Here is a 17,465-nt window from a genome sequence, read left to right as displayed (position 1 = left end):
CTTAGCCGCCAAACAGCGCGGTGAACTGATCGCGCACCGTGGCATCTTCCTTGATGGCTTTCGCCACATCAGGCGTCAGCAGCTTGATTTTGTTGATCGGCGTGAAGCCTGCCGGCGCAGAAACGCGATCGTCAACCGGACGGTTACCCTGCTCGACCACCAGCTTCTGGCCTTGCTCGGACAGCATAAAATTCACAAAGGCTTTGGCGGCTGGCAGGTTATGTACCGATTTCATGATGGCAACCGGCTCGGTGACGTAAGAAACGCCCTCTTTCGGATACACCAGATCCACCGGCGAACCTTTTTTCTTCGCCAGAATCACGTCGGCATCGGTGATGATGCCGTATTTATCCAGCCCGCTGGCCACCGCTTTCAGCGCCGGGCCGTTACCGCCCTGCGGTGCCACGCCGATTGCTGCAAGCTTCTTATAGAAGTTCCAGCCAATGGTTGGCGTATTGATGTCGGTGTGCAGTTTGTAGAGCGCCGCGCCAGAGTAAAGTGGGCTTGGCACGGCGATCTGGCCTTTGTTGGCTTCCACCGCCAGCGCGTTCCAGCTGTCGATCGGCTGTGCGTGTTGGGTGTTGTACGCAATCACCGTGGCGATGATTTTGGTGCCGAAGAAGGTTTTATCTTTATCGTAAAACGAAGGGTTGATGTGGCTCAGCGGGGCATCCGTGTAGCTGTAAAGCTGATTCTGGTTTTTCAGCGCGCCAAGGTTGATGGCATCGGCAATCAGCAACACATCGGGCTTGGCCCCGCCGCTCATCATCTCGGTCTGCAACACGTTCATCAGCTGTGTAGTGCCGTTGCGCGTCCACTCCACTTGCACGTTCGGATAGGCGGCTTTAAACGCATCCACGGTTTGCTGCGCGATTTCTGGCGCCTGCGAGGTGTAAAGCACCAGCTTCCCGGAGGGTGCATCTTCCGCCTGGCTGGCGGCGGCAAGCAGTAATCCACTGGCTAACATCAAAGCGTTAAACGACGTGCGCATAGCAATTTCCCTAAGTATCTGAACGTTATGAAGGAAGAATCCAACCGTCACGCAGCGCGACACCCAGCGTCGCGTCGATAACGGGTAAAGGGGTATCGGACAGTAGCGTGATGCTGGTGTCGGGTGCCGCCACAGGGGCGACATCGATCTGATAGTGCCCGCCGCGATAGATAACCCGCTGAACATGCACCGCGAATTGTGGCTCGTCCGGCTGTGCCAGGCGGAAATCCACCGCGTGAAAACTGGCGTGGCCGTGGGGCATCGGACGCTGATCGGGTGCGCAGCGCAACGTCACGCGCAGGCCGCACAGCGTGGCAAAGGCGTGGCCGTCAGCGCAGGGTTCAATGTCACTGACCGGCAGCACTTTGCCGTCATCGATAAATCCCGCGACCATGGCGTTCGCCGGTTCGCGCCACAGGGTTTGGGGTGTGGCGAATTGCATGACGCGGCCGCCATCCATCACCACAATGCGATCGGCCAGCGCCATCGCTTCGTGCTGATCGTGGGTGATGTAAATCAAGGTAGCGTGGCTGTGACGATGGAAGCGGCGGAACTCCTCTTCCATGGTGGCACGCAGATGCACATCGAGGTTGGCAAGCGGTTCGTCGAGCAGCACCAGCGTGGGCTGGGCCACCAGGCAGCGGGCGAGTGCCACACGCTGACGCTGACCGCCAGAGAGATCCGCCGGACGCCGGGCGGCAAATTTCTCCAAGCCCACCAGTTCCAGCGCTTGCTGGGTGCGGCTGTCGCGTTCTTGACGCGCCACACCGTTGACTTTGAGGCTGTAGCAGACGTTTTCTGCCACCGTCATATGAGGCCACAGCGCATAACTCTGGAATACCACGCCGAGTTGACGATCTTCCGGCGGCAGATGCACACCCGGTGCCGCAAAGCAGCGTTCGCCAACGTGGATTTCACCGGCATCGGCGGTTTCAAACCCGGCGAGTAAGCGTAATAAGGTGGTTTTGCCGCAGCCGGACGGGCCGAGCACGGCGATAAACTCGCCCTGCGCAATCTGCAGAGAGATATCTTGCAGTACCGGTTGGGCGGCGAAAGATTTGCACAACCCGCGAAGTGTGATCGTTGCCATGTTTCTGGCCTTTATCTGACAGTCCGGCTAAGACCCTACGACACGACGATGACGATTACATGACATGGCTGTACTTACACCAGTGGCCTTTCTTTTCTGTGCGGGCTCTGCCGCCAATGTGCCCTTTTTGACAACCCGCACTGAAGCTAATGAGCTGGCTGGGGCCGCACCGGGGCTGGCATCCGCAGCGCTGAGCTGAGTGAGTATGCCAGGAGAGCCCGCAGGACGCGGGCGAAAGGTGGCGCTGGAACATGGATGTTCCATCGGCACCGGTCCGTAAGGCAGGCGAGTGAAGTGAAGGCACCGCGACAGCGGCGCGAGGACCGCCAGCCCCGGTGCGGCCCCAGACGGCGTTATCGTCAGTCGCTTAACTGACGAGCATTACGCAATTCATTGCGCATCTTTCAGCGTTAAAAAGCCTAAAATACGCGCGATAAATCGCGCCGCTACAATTTTATGCCATATCCTGCGGTTGCAAATGCATGCCGATATAACGCTCATAACGGGATGGCTTAACGCGTGTCAGATCCACCAACACCAACCCGTCAATACAGTTGTTGAAATCGGGATCGCTGCCGAAATCAATAAACTGCACTCCTCCCGGTTCGCACACCTCTGAGTACTGCTTATAGAGCGTTGGAATCGCGGTGCCCAGGTTTGCCAGCAGATGCTTGAGGCGACGTAAATCTTCCGTGTAATTATCCCCGGTGAACTGCGCCAGCACCTCTGGCAACGAAGCCGGATACGGTCGGCGTGACTTCGCCAGCGGCAACTCGGTCGGGAAGTACATGCGGTAGAACGCCACTAACAGATCGCGCGCGGCCAGTGGCATGCCACCGGAAATCGATACCGGGCCGAACAGGTAGCGGGTTTCCGGGTATTTAGCGATGTAGGCACCAATCCCCATCCACAGATAATCCAGACCACGTTTACCCCAGTAGGCGGGCTGAATAAAGCTGCGCCCGAGTTCCAGCCCTTGATTGATGATCGGCAGCATGCGCTCGTCGTAGTGGAACAGGCTGTCGCTGTAAATGCCTTCCAGGCCACGACGATTTAACTGCTCGGCCCCCGGAATGAAGCGGTACGCCCCGACGATCTCCAGCGCATCGTCATCCCATAAAATCAGGTGATAGTAATCATCATCGTATTTATCGAGGTCACGGCGGCGGCCGCTGCCCTCACCTACCGCGCGAAAAGCAATCTCGCGCAGGCGTCCCAGTTCGCGTAACAGCGGCACCCAGGTGGCCCCGTTACGTCGCCACAGATAGATCTGCTTGCCATCCGGCAGCGAGCCAAGTCGCTCACTCTCCATTAGCGCTTTTTTCAGTTCGGCACGATCTTCCGGACGCGCGATCGCCGCTTCTGTCAGGAACAAACCGCGCCGCCCCTGACCAATGCGATAGAGATGTTTGCGCAGCCGTTTTGCCAGCTCTTTACCCGGCGTGTGGCCGTCGTGCCAGTTGGCGAAGGGAATTTGCTCACCGATGTGCAGCTTGATGCGGGAACCGCGCTGACGAAACATCTCGCGCACCAGCATCAGCAGCGCCAGCGGCGAGGCAATTTTTGCCGCCGCGTAAAATGCGAGGCTGTTACGACCCACCACGTGCACCGGCACAATCGGGGCGCGAGCACGCGCCGCCAGACGTAGGAAGCTGTGGTGCCATTTGCTGTCGCGTACGCCCTGAGTGCCAAGGCGTGAGACTTCACCCGCTGGGAAGATAATCAGCGCACCTTGATTGTCGAGATGCTGCTGCATGCGTGACAGCTGTTCACGGCTGGTGCGGTTACCCATGTTATCCACGGGTAACATCAGGTTGTTGATCGGTTCCAGCATCATCAACATGCGGTTCGCAACAATTTTCACGTCGCGACGCACCTGAGAGACCGCCGCCAACAGCGCCAGACCGTCCAACGCACCCAGCGGATGGTTAGCTACAATCACCACCGGGCCTTGAGTCGGGATCTGCTCCAGATCGCGTTCACTTAATTCACAGCGCACATCCAGGTGCTCCAGCACTTGCTCAACCATATCCACCCCTTTCAGGTGGCGATAACGGTCAGCAAAGGATTGGAATTCATGTTCGCGAACCGCCCATTTCAGCAGGCGTTTTTGCCAGTTCGCGGGGTGATGGCCTGGCCAGTAAGTATCGAGAAGTTGATCAACAGAGAACATCATTCACCTTTTATGCGCAGAGGTTATCGCACCGAAGGTAAACAGGCTTGTTTTCAGATTTATGACTGGTGACGGGGTGGACCGGAAAAAGCGTAGAACGGATAAGCAGCGTCATTCATGGCAGATTGCAGGTGCGCATCAATGCGCACCCTACGAAAATCGTGCCTTGTCGTTGTAGGGTCGCCATTTATGGCGACCGAAAGCGCTAGTCACACAGGTGGGTATTACAGCTTCAACGGCGGTAACTGCGAGAAAACACTCAGCAAACCTTTGCTCCACAGCTGACGAATCTGCGAAAAATAGGGATGCTGTTCAGTGATATGATACTGCTCGTTATCACTGAAGGTATCGGTGTGATAAATCATCACATCCAGTGGCAGCCCGACTGAAATATTACTCGCCAGCGTTGAATCCATTGAAATCAGCGCACATTGCATCGCCTGGCTCAATGGCGTTTCATAGCGCAGCACCCGGTCAATAATTGGCTTGCCGTATTTGCTCTCACCAATCTGGAAATAGGGTGTATCCACGCTGGCTTCAATGAAGTTGCCTTGCGGATAGATCTGAAACAGGCGCGGCTCTTCACCGCGAATCTGGCCGCCTAACAGCAGCGTGCCGCCAAACTCTTCGCCATCACGTTTAATCACTTCACGTAGGGTTTCACCCACCAGCAGCGCAATGTCATACAGCGATCGCCCATTCAACAAATTGGGCTGATCGCTGTCATGGCTGTTGCGCCGCAGCAGGCTCATGACGCTTTGCGTGGTCGCCAGATTTCCGGCACTTTGCAGCACCAGAGTGCGTTCATCATCAACCTGAAACACGTGCAATTTACGGAACGAGGAAATATGGTCGACGCCCGCATTGGTGCGTGAATCCGACACAAAAATCATCCCTGACGATAAACGCATTGCCACACAATAAGTCATAGTCACGCCTACAAAAAAATTACTGCTGCGGATGCACCTGCTGCACCGCGGCTACCGCCAGCATATCTTCACCGCCGCCGCCCAGTCGCATACCACGCACTGGACAAGCATCGAGATAATCCACACCCACCGCCAGACGCAAATGTTGGCGCGTACTGCGAGTATTATTGGTGATATCAAAGCTGTGCCAATTGCCATCCATCCAGGCTTCTACCCAAGCGTGGGTGGCAACGTGTTCAACATTATCAGTATAGAGATAACCACTGACATAGCGTGCAGGAATCCCGAGGCTACGGCAGCACGCCAGAAACACGTGGCTGTGATCCTGGCAAACGCCGCTGCCGGCGGCAAATACTTTCGCTGCGGCATCGCTCACCTGAGTGCTACCTGGCCGATAAGGCATTTTCAACAACAGTTCGCCCATCAGTTTTTCCAGGCTGGCGAGGGGCTTTTCCGCATGCCAGTAGCGCAGCGCGAAATCACGAATAGCCGCATCTGGCAGTGTCAGCGGCGTGGCGCGCAAAAACACCAACGGCGACAAGGTGCATTCGGGATCCGGCGACAGTTCACCGGCATCCAGAATATCCACCACCCCGCGCGCCGCAATCTCCAACTGCTGATGCGGCGTATCCAGGGTTAACACATGCATCACATTGCCATATGCATCCAGAGTCCGCGTGGCTTCGCAGGGCAGATCCAGATCCCAGGACAGAATCTGCTGGTGCACTGAATTTTGCGGCGTCAGGCGCAGATACTGGGTGCTGAGTTTCACCTGCTGCTCATAGGCATACCAGGTTTTATGCTCGATATTCAGTCTCATTTCGCCTCCAGATAGGTTTGATTGATGCTTTCCGCCAACGCGTTGATCTGCGAAAGAAAGTGATTAAGCCAGCTGTACAACCCTTCACGCGTCAGGCTCTCCCAGGTGCTAAAGCGCATCTCCGCTAGCAGCACCGTGGCCAGATAACGCGGGCGATCCTCACCGCTGCTGCCGATCTGCTCCAGCTGCGTGGCGATCTCTTCAATGCAGGAGTGCAGCGATCGCGGACTTTCGCTGCGCAGGATCAGCATCTCATTGACCAGATCCGGCATCAGTTGCTGCTTGAAGATCGCGTTGTAGGCTTCACGGGCCGATACGGCGCGCAATAACGAGTCGAGACAATAATATTCACGCACCGAATCGGGATTCTGCTCCAGCAACTGCTGATTGACGCTGAGTAAACGCGCGGTGCCGTCACTGCGTTCCATTAAGGTGCCGATGCGAATAAAACTCATGGCATCCCCACGCAACAGGGTGCCAAACATCGCGCCGCGAAACAGATGGGAGCGCTCTTTCACCCAGTCAAAAAAGCTGTCGGCATTGGCACTGGTGATGCCGCGTCGCCGCGTGTTTCGCATCTCAATCCACGTGGAGTTGATGCTCTCCCACACTTCCGATGACAAGCTGCCGCGCACCGCGTGCGCATTGTTCCACGCCTCCTGCCAGCAACTGAAAATGCTGCTGGGATTACGGTCATCTAGGGCAAAGAAGTTAAACAACTGCGGCATGGTGAAGCGCCCGTTGAGGGTTTCAAACAACTGTCGTGTGCCGGTGAGATTCAGTGGCAACAGCAGTTCATCACCGTGGCTGTTACGTACCGGCATCAGCGACAGGCGGTTGGTCACATCCAACACCCGGGCGAGTTGTTCTGCGCGCTCCAGATAGCGCGCCATCCAGTAAAGGCCACTGGCCGTGCGGCTTAGCATGATGCGTCATCCTCCAGAACCCAGGTGTCCTTGGTGCCACCGCCCTGCGATGAGTTCACCACCAGCGAACCTTCCGTCAACGCCACGCGGGTTAAGCCGCCAGGCACGATGCGGATATCCGCGCCACTCAAGGCAAAGGGGCGTAAATCGATGTGGCGTGGCGCAAGGCCGTTGTCGATAAAGGTCGGGCAAGTCGAGAGGGAGAGCGTGTCCTGCGCGATATAGTTAGCCGGTCGCGCTTTTAAGCGATCGCGGAAATCGCTGAGTTCTTGCTGGCTGGCAACCGGGCCAATCAGCATGCCGTAACCCCCTGCGCCGTGAACCTCTTTCACCACCATTTTGTTGAGATTCGCCAGCACGTAGGAGAGATCCTGCGGTTTGCGGCACTGCCAGGTCGGCACGTTGTTGAGGATCGGATCCTCATCCAGATAGAAGCGGATCATGTCTGGCACGTAAGGGTAGATCGATTTATCGTCCGCTACGCCGGTGCCGATGGCATTGGCCAGCACCACGTTGCCGGATCGATACACCGACAATAAGCCCGGCACGCCCAGCATTGAATCCGGCCTAAACGCCAAAGGATCGAGGAAGGCATCATCCACGCGGCGATAGATCACATCGACTTTGCAGGGTCCTGCGGTGGTGCGCATCATCACTGCACCATCTTTCACAAACAGATCGGCGCTTTCCACCAGCTCCACCCCCATTTGCTGGGCGAGGAAACTGTGTTCAAAGTAAGCGCTGTTAAAGCGGCCTGGCGTCAGCACCACCACCACGGGGTCGTTGACTGGGGAGCTTTCGCGCAGCGTTTGTAGCAGGTGTGAAGGATAACGCTCCACCGGGGCCACGTGCTGTTCGATAAACAGCTCCGGATAGAGGCGCATCATCATCTTGCGGTTCTCCAGCATATAGGAGACGCCAGACGGCGTGCGCAGGTTGTCTTCCAGCACGTAATAATCACCGTCATTATTACGAACCATATCGACGCCGGTGATATGCGCATAGATATTGCGGTGCAGATCAACGCCTTGCATGCAGGGTTGGTATTGATCGTTCACCAGCACCTGCTCGGAAGGCACGATACCGGCTTTAAGGATGTGTTGTTGATGATAGATGTCGTGCAGAAAGGCATTGAGTGCCTGCACACGCTGGCGGATGCCGCGATCGAGCATCGACCATTCGCGAGCAGGAATGATGCGCGGCACACTGTCGAACGGGATTAAACGCTCCGCTCCGCCATCATCACCATAGACGTTGAAGGTGATGCCCACGCGATGAAACAATAATTCCGCCTCTTCGCGCTTACGCGCCACTGCCTCTTTGTCCGCCTGTTGTAACCATTCCCAGTAATGCTGATAGTGCGCGCGGTGTTGGCCGTCGCTCAGCAACATCTCATCATAGAAGTGTGACGCTATCTGGTAGCTTTCTTTCATGATTTACCCGGCGCTTGTCAGAGGACGTATCTCCTCTCCTGCACAAAGTGTGCCAGAGGCTCGCGCCCGCAACGGCACACGCGCCCCAATAGCGGAGCAGCGCCGGATAACGGTGGTGTTGCACCTTACTGGTGCATCAACTGCTGCGCAACTGGCAGCCAGATATCGGTCATCGCCCCATCGCCGCCAGTAAAAGGATCGCGATGCGGTAGCGGTACGCGCGCAATCTGATCTTTCGCGGCACGTAAACGAGAAGGCTCATCACGCACGGTTTCTGGCGACATTCCTTCAGGATAGGCGCCAACGGCAAAAAAATCGTCCGAGGCGAACACCTGTTTATGGCCGACACCTGCGGGGATCAGTACCGCATCGCCTTCGCGCAGCGTCACCATGCGGCCGCTGTCGCCGCCGAACAGCACTTCAGCCCAGCCGGATGCAATGCCCAGCACTTCATGGGTATTGGGGTGGTAATGGGTGTAAGGGTAGATTGGCGCGCGCCACGCAGCAGGCCAGCCGTTCGCGCTAAACGTTTTCTCGAACCAGGCCGCGCTGTCGCTCTGCAGTTCCTCATCATAGTCTGGTGCGATGCCAGGCCAGATGATCAGCGGCAGCAGATTGTTAGGTATGCCGCCCGACGGCAGCGACAGCATCAAATGCTGCGGATTGCTGGATGAACCTGCTGAAAAGGTACCGGCGGCGAAAGACATCAGTAACAGCAGGCTGGAAGTGTTGGCAGTCATACTCTTTCTCCGGGAAGCCACGTTGCTTAATTGTGGCAAAGCCCAGGGGCATTGCAATGTGCGCCCACCAACAAAATTCACATAAAAGAATGATTTACCTTACTAAAGCCAAATTAGTTGGCAACAAATTTAACATTTCGTGGGGTGAGGGAGAGAAGCCTAAACTGTTATATAAAAACATCCCAGATCTGTATCTGATTCACTTCACTGTTATGTGATTAACTGGCAGGCAGTGATAATGAGAGGTGAACAATGGACACGATCAAACAAATCCTGCTCGATGAGATCGCCACGCTGAACCGTGAAGGCCAGCGCGATAATCTGCCGCGCTTTAGTTTTTCTTTCCTCAAAACCCATCCCGGCCTCTGGGCGGTGATGTACCTGTGTTACGCGCTGTGCGTGGCGCTGATTTTCTCCACTGAGATGCTGGGCTGGCCAGCGTTCTGGTTTGCCACCGCGTTTGTGCTGGTGATGAGTGTGCTGATGCTGATGGACATCAACCCCAAATACCGCTTCGAAGATATCGATACGCTGGATCTGCGCGTGTGTTACAACGGCGAATGGTATTACGTACAGCCGGTTTCACAGCAGGCGCTGGATAAAATTGTGGACCATCCCGGCACGCCCGATCGCGTGCGCAGTGGTATCGACCGTTTGATGAAACAGAAAGGCGAAGTCGATTTTTACGATGTGTATTATCTGACCTGGGGCCACCAGCAGGCGGCAACGGTTTAAAGGGATGTCGCGGCGCGATTTAATGTCATGTAGCGGCGCGATTTATCGCGCGTAGTTGAGCCATACCCTCGCAGTCAGATGCGCCATAAATGGCGCCGCTACGATTCAGTAGAGCTGTCCGACCTGAGTTCAGCAATCAATTTGCCCAGCGTCTCCACTGCCGTCTCGGCCCGTGCATCCCACGGCCAGGCGGTATTGAATCGGAAGCAGTGGCTGAATCCTTCACTGCCGGAGAACAACTGGCCCGGCGCAATACTGATGCCCTCTTTCAAGGCCAGATGATAAAGCTGCGTGGTGTTGATCTGCTCGGGCAGTGAAATCCACAGGAAATAGCCACCGGGCGTATCGCTGATGTGCGCCTCAATCGGCAAGACGCGGCGCAGCGCCTGCTGCGCCTGCTGCTTACGCTTTGCCAGCGTCTGACGCAGCTTCTTTAGATGGGTATCGTAGCTGCGGGTGCTGAGGAAATCGGCCAGCGCCAGCTGCATCGGCGCACTGGTGGAGAGCGTGCTCATCAACTGAATCCGCTGCACGCGCTGGGCGTGACGTCCGGCCGCCACCCAACCGACGCGAAATCCCGCCACCAGATTTTTTGAAAAACTGCCGCAGTGCAGGACATTCCCTTCACGATCAAAGGCTTTCGCGGGCAGTGGTTTGTCGTGACCATTGTAGAGGTCGCTGTAGACGTCATCCTCAATCATCGCCACCTTGTGCCGCGCCAGCAAAGCCACCAGTTGCTGCTTGCGTTCGACGCTCAGCGTAAAGCCGAGCGGATTTTGGCGGTTGGTCATCAACCAGCAGGCTTTCACCGGCCAGCGTTGCAGCGCCTGCTCCAGTTCATCAAGATCGATGCCTTGTTCGACGTCGCTGGCGATGGCGATGGCGTTCAGCTTCAGGCGCTCAATCACCTGCAATGCCCCGTAGAAAGAGGGGTTCTCAATCACCACCCAGTCACCGGGTTCCGTTACGGCCTGCAAACTGAGATTGAGGGCTTCCATCGCGCCATTGGTAATGACGATATCGTCGGGTGATAAGGTGATGCCTTGCTGGGCGTAACGCTGGGCCAGAATTTTACGCAGCGCTTCGTTCCCCGGCGGCAAATTGTTGAGCGCGTCAGAGGGCTTGAGATTGTGCGAAACTTTCACCAGCGAGCGCATCAGCTGGCGCTGCGGAAAGAGTTCAGGGTCGGGAAACGCTGAGCCGAAGGGAATAATGGCCGGATCGCGCGTGGCTTGCAGTACATCGAATACGAAGCTGTTGGTGTCTGCCTGCTCAGTTCTGGCAATGGCCTGCGTGGGTAAACGTGGACGGCTTTCAGCGGCGCGCGGGGCAATATAGTAGCCGGACTGCGGCTTAGAGACGATCCAGCCCTGACTCTCCAGCACTTCGTAGGCGTGCATCACCGTCATCAGGCTAAGCCCGCTCTGCTCCGCTTGCTGACGTAGCGACGGCAGCTTTTCTCCCGGCGGCCAGATGCGTGCTTCGATTTGTGCCCGTAACTGATCGACCAACTGCTGGTATTTCGCCACCCGACCTCCGCTGTTTGGGATTTGTGCGGCTATTTTCTCTTACCCTAACCCTCTCCCGCAAGCGGGAGAGGGGCATCACCGCACCATCAAGGCATCCGCACCAACTCCAGCTCTTCCTCTACAAAATTGGCCAGCTCGTGAACGCGCTCTGGCGGTACCGGCTTGCCGAGCAGATAGCCTTGCAACGTATCGCAGCCGAGGCCTGTCAGGAACGCCTGCTGCTCCTGAGTTTCCACCCCTTCGGCCACCACTTTGAGGTCCAGCGACTGCGCCAGTGCCACAATGGCAGAAACGATGGTGGCATCTTCCGATTTGGCCTGCAGTTCATTAACGAACGCGCGGTCAATTTTCAGCTCGCTCGCGGGAAGGCGCTTGAGGTAGAGCAGACTGGAATAACCGGTACCAAAGTCATCGATCGAGGCTTTGACCCCCATATTGGTCAGCTCGGTCAGGATGCGCACACTCTCTTCTGGATCGCGCATCGCCGTGGTTTCTGTCACCTCCAGCGTCAACAGCTCAGCGGGAATCTTATGCTTTGCCAGCGCCTGCGTGACGGTCTCCACCAGATTGCACTGCTCAAATTGCAGCGCAGAGAGATTCACCGCCACCGACCAGTGCGGATGGCCCTGCATGTGCCAGCTGTGCAACTGACGGCAAGCCTCATCAATCACCCAGTTGCCGATATTAATAATCATGCCGGTCTTCTCGGCCATCGGCAGGAATTTGTCGGGAGCCAGCAATCCGCGAGTCGGATGTTGCCAGCGTAACAGCGCTTCAAAACCGATAATTGGGCCACTGGGCGCGCAGTATTTCGGCTGGTAGAACAAACGCAGTTCGCCATTATCCAACGCCTGCCACAGGTCGTTATTCAACTGCAGCTGTGACTGCGCCAGCGTATTCATTGATGGCTGGAAGAAGTTGTATCCGTTACGCCCGTTGTTTTTGGTGTGGTACATCGCGGCATCGGCATTGAACATCAGCTCGCGATCATCTTTACCATCGCCAGGATAGACCGCGATACCGATACTCAGCGAGACCATTAACTCATAGCGGGAGATATCAAACGGACGGTCCACCGCTTTCACCAAGGCATCCGCCACGGCTGCCGCATCGTTGGGATCGTCGATTTCAATCAACAGCACAAACTCATCGCCGCCCATGCGCGCCAGCGTGTAGTGCCCTTTCATCTGACCAATCATGCGTTCGGCCACGGCGATCAGCAGATTGTCTCCCACGTGGTGTCCAAAGGCGTCATTGACCGCTTTGAAGCCATCCAGATCCATAAACATTAAGGCAAACTGTGATTTTTCACGGTTGGCTTTGTTGATGGATTGCTCCAGACGATCCTCCAGCAGTATGCGGTTGGGCAGACGCGTCAGGTTATCGTGTAGCGCCAGCTGTGCCAGTTCACGGTTGGCTTCGGCAAGGGAATGCGCCAGGATCGAGGTGCGCGCCTGCAGGCGGGCGTCAAGCATCGACACCAGTAACGTGATGCCCAGAATTGCCAGGGTGACGACGGTAACCACAATCGCCAGCCAGTTGCTGTTAACGCCCATATGCGTGGCGTGGCTCTGCATCGGGAAAGACGCCGCCGCCATACCGGTGTAGTGCATACCGGCTATCGCGCAGCCCATCACCACCGATGCCCCCAGACGCAACAGGGTGACGCGCCCGTGACCTTCGCGCAGGTTGAAGGCCAACCACAATGCCGCGCCGGAGGCCACCATGGCAATCACCACCGAAGCCGCTACCCAATTCCAGTTCCAGGTGATACCTGGTGCGAACATCAGGGCCGCCATGCCGGTATAGTGCATCGCCACCACGCCAGAACCGAGCACGAAGGCGCCGCCCACTAAGCGTTTCCAGGGTAAATCCGCTGAGGAACAGACCAGCCACAGGGCAAAGATCGAGGCCAGAATGGCGACCACCATGGAGGTCACCGTCAGCATCGGATCGTAGCTCATCACCATGTCGAGGCTCATCGACAGCATGCCGATGAAGTGCATCGCCCAGATGCCAACGCCCATGGCGAATCCACCGCCCAACAACCAAACCAGCGCCACCTTGCCGGTTGAGGAGGCCACGCGTCCCGCCATATCTAATGCGGTAAACGAGGCCAGCATCGCCACCAGAATCGAGACGATCACGGTAAACGAATCATACGAAGTCACTAACATAGTGATTTCCCAAGTTAAAGCCGTTTTAAATCAGCTGTGGTGTTATGAAAGAAAAATGAAGGCTATTGGTTTTATTGTTGAAATTATCGGCAGAATCACTGCCGATTTGAGTCTTTGAACGATGAAACCTTCCGATGTGGAAGAAAATAAAAATTGTTTGTTATGCGCCTGCCAGTGGCATGACGTTATCGGCAAAGGGCAGCGGCATATTAAGCGCAGCGGTAAATTCACCCACTCGCTCAGCGGGCGTTGGTTTGCCCAGCAAATAGCCCTGCAAAGTGTCAAAACCTAAACCAGTGAGTAAACGTTGCTGTTCCTCAGTTTCGACGCCTTCCGCGACCATGCGCAGGTTCAGGCTTTGTGCCAGCGTCAGCATCGCGCTCACTACCGTGGCGTCTTCACTGTCGGCCCGCAGGCTATTCACAAAAGCACGGTCAATTTTTAGTTCACTGGCTTCCAGGTGCTTGAGATGCAGCAGATTGGCATAACCGATACCAAAGTTATCAATCGCGACTTTCACCCCCAGGCGATGCAGTTCGGCGATGCGCTGCTGGCTAAATTGCGGGTCGCGCATGGCAATATTTTCGGTAATCTCCAGCATCAGCGCCCCTTCCGGCAACTGATGGCGTTGTAGTGCCAGGCGCAGACTGTCAATCAAATCTCGCTGGTGAAATTGCAGCGCGGAGAGGTTCACTGACACGCTCCAGTCGCTGTTGCCTTCACTGTGCCACTGTTTTAACTGACGGCAGGCTTCATTGATCACCCAGTTACCCAGCGCGACGATTTGTCCGGTTTTTTCCGCTCGCGGCAGGAACATATCGGGCATCAGCAAACCTCGGCGGGGATGCTGCCAGCGCAACAGCGCCTCAAAGCCCATCAACACCGTGCCGCCCGCGCGGAATTTTGGCTGATAGAACAGGCACATCTCCTGGTGCTCCAGCGCATTCCACAGGTCATTGGCCAAGGCCAACTGATGTTGTGCCGTGGCACTCATTACCGGTTCAAATAAGCACCAACCGTTTCGGCCACTGTGTTTGGTGTGATACATGGCAGAGTCAGCGTTGAACATCATCTCCTGCTGGCTGCGACCGTGTTCGGGGAAAGTGACGATACCGACGCTTAACGATACGCGCAGCGAATAGCGATCCAGCTCAAAGGGTAAATCGATGGTATTGACCAACCTTTGCGCCAAGGCTGAAGCCTGCAAAGCGTTGTATTGCGGACACAGCAGCACGAATTCGTCCCCGCCGAGTCGGGAAAGGAAAATGTCATCACTGAGCTGCACGCGCAGCCGCTCCGCTACCGCAATCAACAAACGGTCACCGACGTGATGTCCCCAGGTATCGTTGACGGCTTTAAAGCCATCGAGATCCATGAACATCAGCGCAAAGGTTTGATCTTGTAAAGTCGCCTGCTTGATTTGCTCGTTGAGCTGCTGCTCCAGCAGTACGCGGTTAGGCAGCGTGGTGAGGTTGTCATGCATCGCCAACTGACGCAGTTCATTGTTAGCACGTTTGAGTTTGGCAGCCAGACGCGCGGCACGCAGTTGCGCATCCAGCATCGAGACCAACAGCGTTAAACCCAGAATGGTGAGCGTAATGATGGTTACCCACACCGCCAGCCCATCTTCACTGACGCCGTGATGCTGCATCATGGTGCTCGGCATGCTGTACTCTGCCGCCGCCATGCCGGTGTAATGCATGCCCGCAATGGCAATGCCCATCACCAACGCGGCACAAACGCGCATCATCAGCACGCTTTCGCCCTGGCGCAGATGAAAAGCCAGCCACAATGCGGCGCCAGAGGCGACGTAGGCAATGATCACCGACACCGCCACTAACAACGCATCCCAGCGGATCGCGGGCTCAATCATCAAGGCGTTCATGCCGATGTAGTGCATCATCACCACGCCACTGCCGAGTATCAAGGTGCCACGTATCAGCCGACGACGGGTCAGATGGCTGCCCTGAACACCCTGCGCAAAGGCAAAAATAGAGGCGAGGATCGCCACCACCAGAGAAATAACCGTGAGGGGGATGTCGTAGCGCATGGTCATTGGCATCATCATCGCCAACATACCGATGAAGTGCATCGCCCAGATGCCAATACCCATCGCGGTGCCGCCGCCCACGAGCCACATCTTCGCCAGGCAGCCGCGCGAAACCGCAACGCGCCCAGCCGTGTCCAGCGCGGTAAACGCGGCGATAAAGGCCACAATCAGTGAAACCGTCACCAGAACGCTATCCCAGGTAACCAGCAGCATGTGCGCTCCTAAGCTCAGCCCGCTGCGGAGCAGGTGCTGTATCGTCAAAAAAGGTCAAAGAGTATTCGAACATCGATTAAGGGCGATTAATGACCGCATGCAGTGAGGCAGAGTAAGGAGCCGATCCAGACAATTCTGGAATCACCGCGCTGTGTTTTTTTATTTTCATCATCTGTCGCAGTCAGAAAAATTAATAATATCTGATTAATGCACGAACATAGCATTGAACCGTGAGACGCGGTAGAGGGTTAAATCACTCGTTGTTTAGTTTTTTTAACAGGTCGCTACCCCTTGTAGTCACTGAGTTATCGGCGAAAAGTGTGAATTGATTAGTGAAAAAACTAAGCGCAGCATCACAACTGCTGAATTGCTGATCTATAGTAAAGAAAACTGATATAAATCATCAACCCACAATCTAAGAATATTCCTAGGTGACGGGCACTTACGAAGTGCAGCCGATCGCGGCTCTTGTTTGAATTCGGATTCGTTACATAAATGAATCACCAGGTGAAAAAGCAATGACATTGGATAATCAGTAAGGAATGATTATGAAACTCAAGCTTTTTCTTTTGGCTTCCAGCCTGAGCGTCGCGCTCGCACCCACCGCTGCTTTTGCCGCCACCACAACGGGAACCATCAATGCCACATTGACGCTCACCACCGGTTGTCTGGTGAATGGTCAGTCAGCCACCACCGGCGTCAACTTCGGTACCCTGAACTTTGGTAGTAGTGCGGCAACCTTTGATACCTTAAACGCCACCTTAGTGGGCGCATCGGGTAACGGTATTTATGTGCGCTGCACCACCGGTCAAACGTTTAACGTGCAGGTCACCAGCAGTAATGCCGCGCCCGCCACCATCTATGGCACGGTGAGCGGTCAGCCGCGCTATTTAATTCTCGGTTCCAACAACACCCAAGGCATTGCTTATACCTTGTACAGCGACGCCGCCTTCACCACCGCGATTGCCAATAACACCAACATAGCGGCCAGCGGCACCACCGACCCGACACTGGGCACCAATTACGCCATCTATGGTCGTGTGGTTGGGGGTGGCTTTAACCCACTCATTCCAGCGGGGACCTACACCGATACCATCAACGTGGCGGTGAATTACTAAGGGATCGGTTGGGGTAATCAGGGTGGCCGTAGTGCGTTGGGTGCACAGTGTAGGCGGCCTGGCCCTGCTGATAGGGAGCGTCTCCGCCTGGGCGTTGCCAACGGCAACGTTTCAGGTCTCTGCGTCAGTGGTGGCAGGCTGTGTGGTTTCCGGTACCAATACCGGGGTTTTTGGCACGCTTAATTTCGGCACGCAGTCGGGCGTGGCGTCGAGCAGTGTCAGCGCCAGCTATGTGCAAAGCACCACTATCACCCTCGCCTGTACGCCAGGCACCGCCGTGAGCATGAGCATCAACGGCGGCAGCAATTACACCACCACCCGCAATCTCAAGATATCCGGTAACACCAATACCGTGGCTTATAGCCTGTATACCAATGCGGCGCATACCACCGCGATACCGGTGAATACAGCTGTGGCATTGAGCTATAGCAACGCCAATAACATCACTTTGCCGATTTACGGCCTGTTAACGCTGCCCGGCCCGACGCGCGCCGGGACTTATACCGACACCTTAACCGTCACACTGAGTTGGTGATGGAAG

14 protein-coding genes are annotated in these 17,465 nt (G+C 56.0%); 3 read left to right on the top strand and 11 right to left on the bottom strand.

What is annotated here, in order from left to right; translation table 11 throughout:
• Window position 1 precedes the first annotated feature (1 nt).
• The 8 genes from LK04_RS02205 to LK04_RS02170 all read right to left on the bottom strand — a co-directional run bounded on the left by LK04_RS02205 (window position 2) and on the right by LK04_RS02170 (window position 9,102).
• Complete coding sequence (locus LK04_RS02205; RefSeq protein WP_058968720.1) at window positions 2-991, bottom strand: ABC transporter substrate-binding protein; 990 nt, start codon at window positions 989-991, stop codon at window positions 2-4.
• A 25-nt stretch (window positions 992-1,016) separates the two neighbouring features.
• Window positions 1,017-2,081, bottom strand: coding sequence for an ABC transporter ATP-binding protein (locus LK04_RS02200; protein ID WP_059109764.1), 1,065 nt, complete (start codon window positions 2,079-2,081; stop codon window positions 1,017-1,019).
• 454 nt (window positions 2,082-2,535) lie between these two features.
• Window positions 2,536-4,254 (bottom strand): lysophospholipid acyltransferase family protein, encoded by a 1,719-nt coding sequence (locus LK04_RS02195; protein ID WP_039328865.1) that lies wholly within the window; start codon window positions 4,252-4,254, stop codon window positions 2,536-2,538.
• Between the two features lie 224 nt (window positions 4,255-4,478).
• A complete protein-coding gene (locus tag LK04_RS02190) occupies window positions 4,479-5,183 on the bottom strand; it encodes a proteasome-type protease (protein ID WP_039328866.1) in 705 nt (234 codons plus the stop codon).
• A gap of 19 nt (window positions 5,184-5,202) precedes the next feature.
• Window positions 5,203-6,003, bottom strand: a complete 801-nt coding sequence (locus LK04_RS02185) for a transglutaminase family protein (RefSeq protein ID WP_039328867.1) — start codon at window positions 6,001-6,003, stop codon at window positions 5,203-5,205.
• Window positions 6,000-6,929, bottom strand: coding sequence for an alpha-E domain-containing protein (locus LK04_RS02180; RefSeq protein ID WP_039328868.1), 930 nt, complete (start codon window positions 6,927-6,929; stop codon window positions 6,000-6,002). Before LK04_RS02180 ends, LK04_RS02185 begins: the two co-directional genes overlap by 4 nt.
• A complete protein-coding gene (locus LK04_RS02175; RefSeq protein WP_039328870.1) occupies window positions 6,923-8,362 on the bottom strand; it encodes a circularly permuted type 2 ATP-grasp protein in 1,440 nt (479 codons plus the stop codon). Before LK04_RS02175 ends, LK04_RS02180 begins: the two co-directional genes overlap by 7 nt.
• A gap of 125 nt (window positions 8,363-8,487) precedes the next feature.
• The gene (locus LK04_RS02170; RefSeq protein WP_039328871.1) at window positions 8,488-9,102 is read right to left on the bottom strand and encodes a cupin domain-containing protein; all 615 of its coding nucleotides are present in this window, start codon (window positions 9,100-9,102) and stop codon (window positions 8,488-8,490) included.
• Window positions 9,103-9,354: 252 nt separating this feature from the next.
• Here LK04_RS02170 and LK04_RS02165 point away from each other — a divergent pair, with 252 nt between their 5' ends.
• Window positions 9,355-9,837 carry a YlaC family protein gene (locus LK04_RS02165; protein WP_039328872.1) on the top strand — a complete coding sequence of 161 codons (483 nt, stop codon included), beginning with the start codon at window positions 9,355-9,357 and terminating at the stop codon, window positions 9,835-9,837.
• A 98-nt stretch (window positions 9,838-9,935) separates the two neighbouring features.
• Here LK04_RS02165 and LK04_RS02160 read toward each other — a convergent pair whose 3' ends face one another.
• From LK04_RS02160 to LK04_RS02150, 3 genes are all read right to left on the bottom strand, one after another.
• On the bottom strand, window positions 9,936-11,366 hold the full coding sequence (locus LK04_RS02160; protein ID WP_039328874.1) for a PLP-dependent aminotransferase family protein: 1,431 nt from the start codon (window positions 11,364-11,366) through the stop codon (window positions 9,936-9,938).
• Between the two features lie 86 nt (window positions 11,367-11,452).
• Window positions 11,453-13,543 carry a putative bifunctional diguanylate cyclase/phosphodiesterase gene (locus LK04_RS02155; protein ID WP_039328875.1) on the bottom strand — a complete coding sequence of 697 codons (2,091 nt, stop codon included), beginning with the start codon at window positions 13,541-13,543 and terminating at the stop codon, window positions 11,453-11,455.
• 160 nt (window positions 13,544-13,703) lie between these two features.
• Window positions 13,704-15,806 carry a putative bifunctional diguanylate cyclase/phosphodiesterase gene (locus LK04_RS02150; protein ID WP_039328876.1) on the bottom strand — a complete coding sequence of 701 codons (2,103 nt, stop codon included), beginning with the start codon at window positions 15,804-15,806 and terminating at the stop codon, window positions 13,704-13,706.
• A 548-nt stretch (window positions 15,807-16,354) separates the two neighbouring features.
• Between LK04_RS02150 and LK04_RS02145 the strand changes: the two genes are divergently transcribed.
• Window positions 16,355-16,924 (top strand): spore coat protein U domain-containing protein, encoded by a 570-nt coding sequence (locus LK04_RS02145; RefSeq protein ID WP_039328877.1) that lies wholly within the window; start codon window positions 16,355-16,357, stop codon window positions 16,922-16,924.
• Window positions 16,925-16,946: 22 nt separating this feature from the next.
• A complete protein-coding gene (locus LK04_RS02140) occupies window positions 16,947-17,459 on the top strand; it encodes a spore coat U domain-containing protein (RefSeq protein WP_039328878.1) in 513 nt (170 codons plus the stop codon).
• Window positions 17,460-17,465 lie beyond the last annotated feature (6 nt).

This window comes from Pantoea vagans, from assembly GCF_001506165.1.
Taxonomy (GTDB): Bacteria; Pseudomonadota; Gammaproteobacteria; order Enterobacterales; family Enterobacteriaceae; genus Pantoea; species Pantoea vagans_C.
Note: the sequence above shows the minus strand (reverse complement) of the source record. Positions and strands in the feature narration are given on the sequence as shown.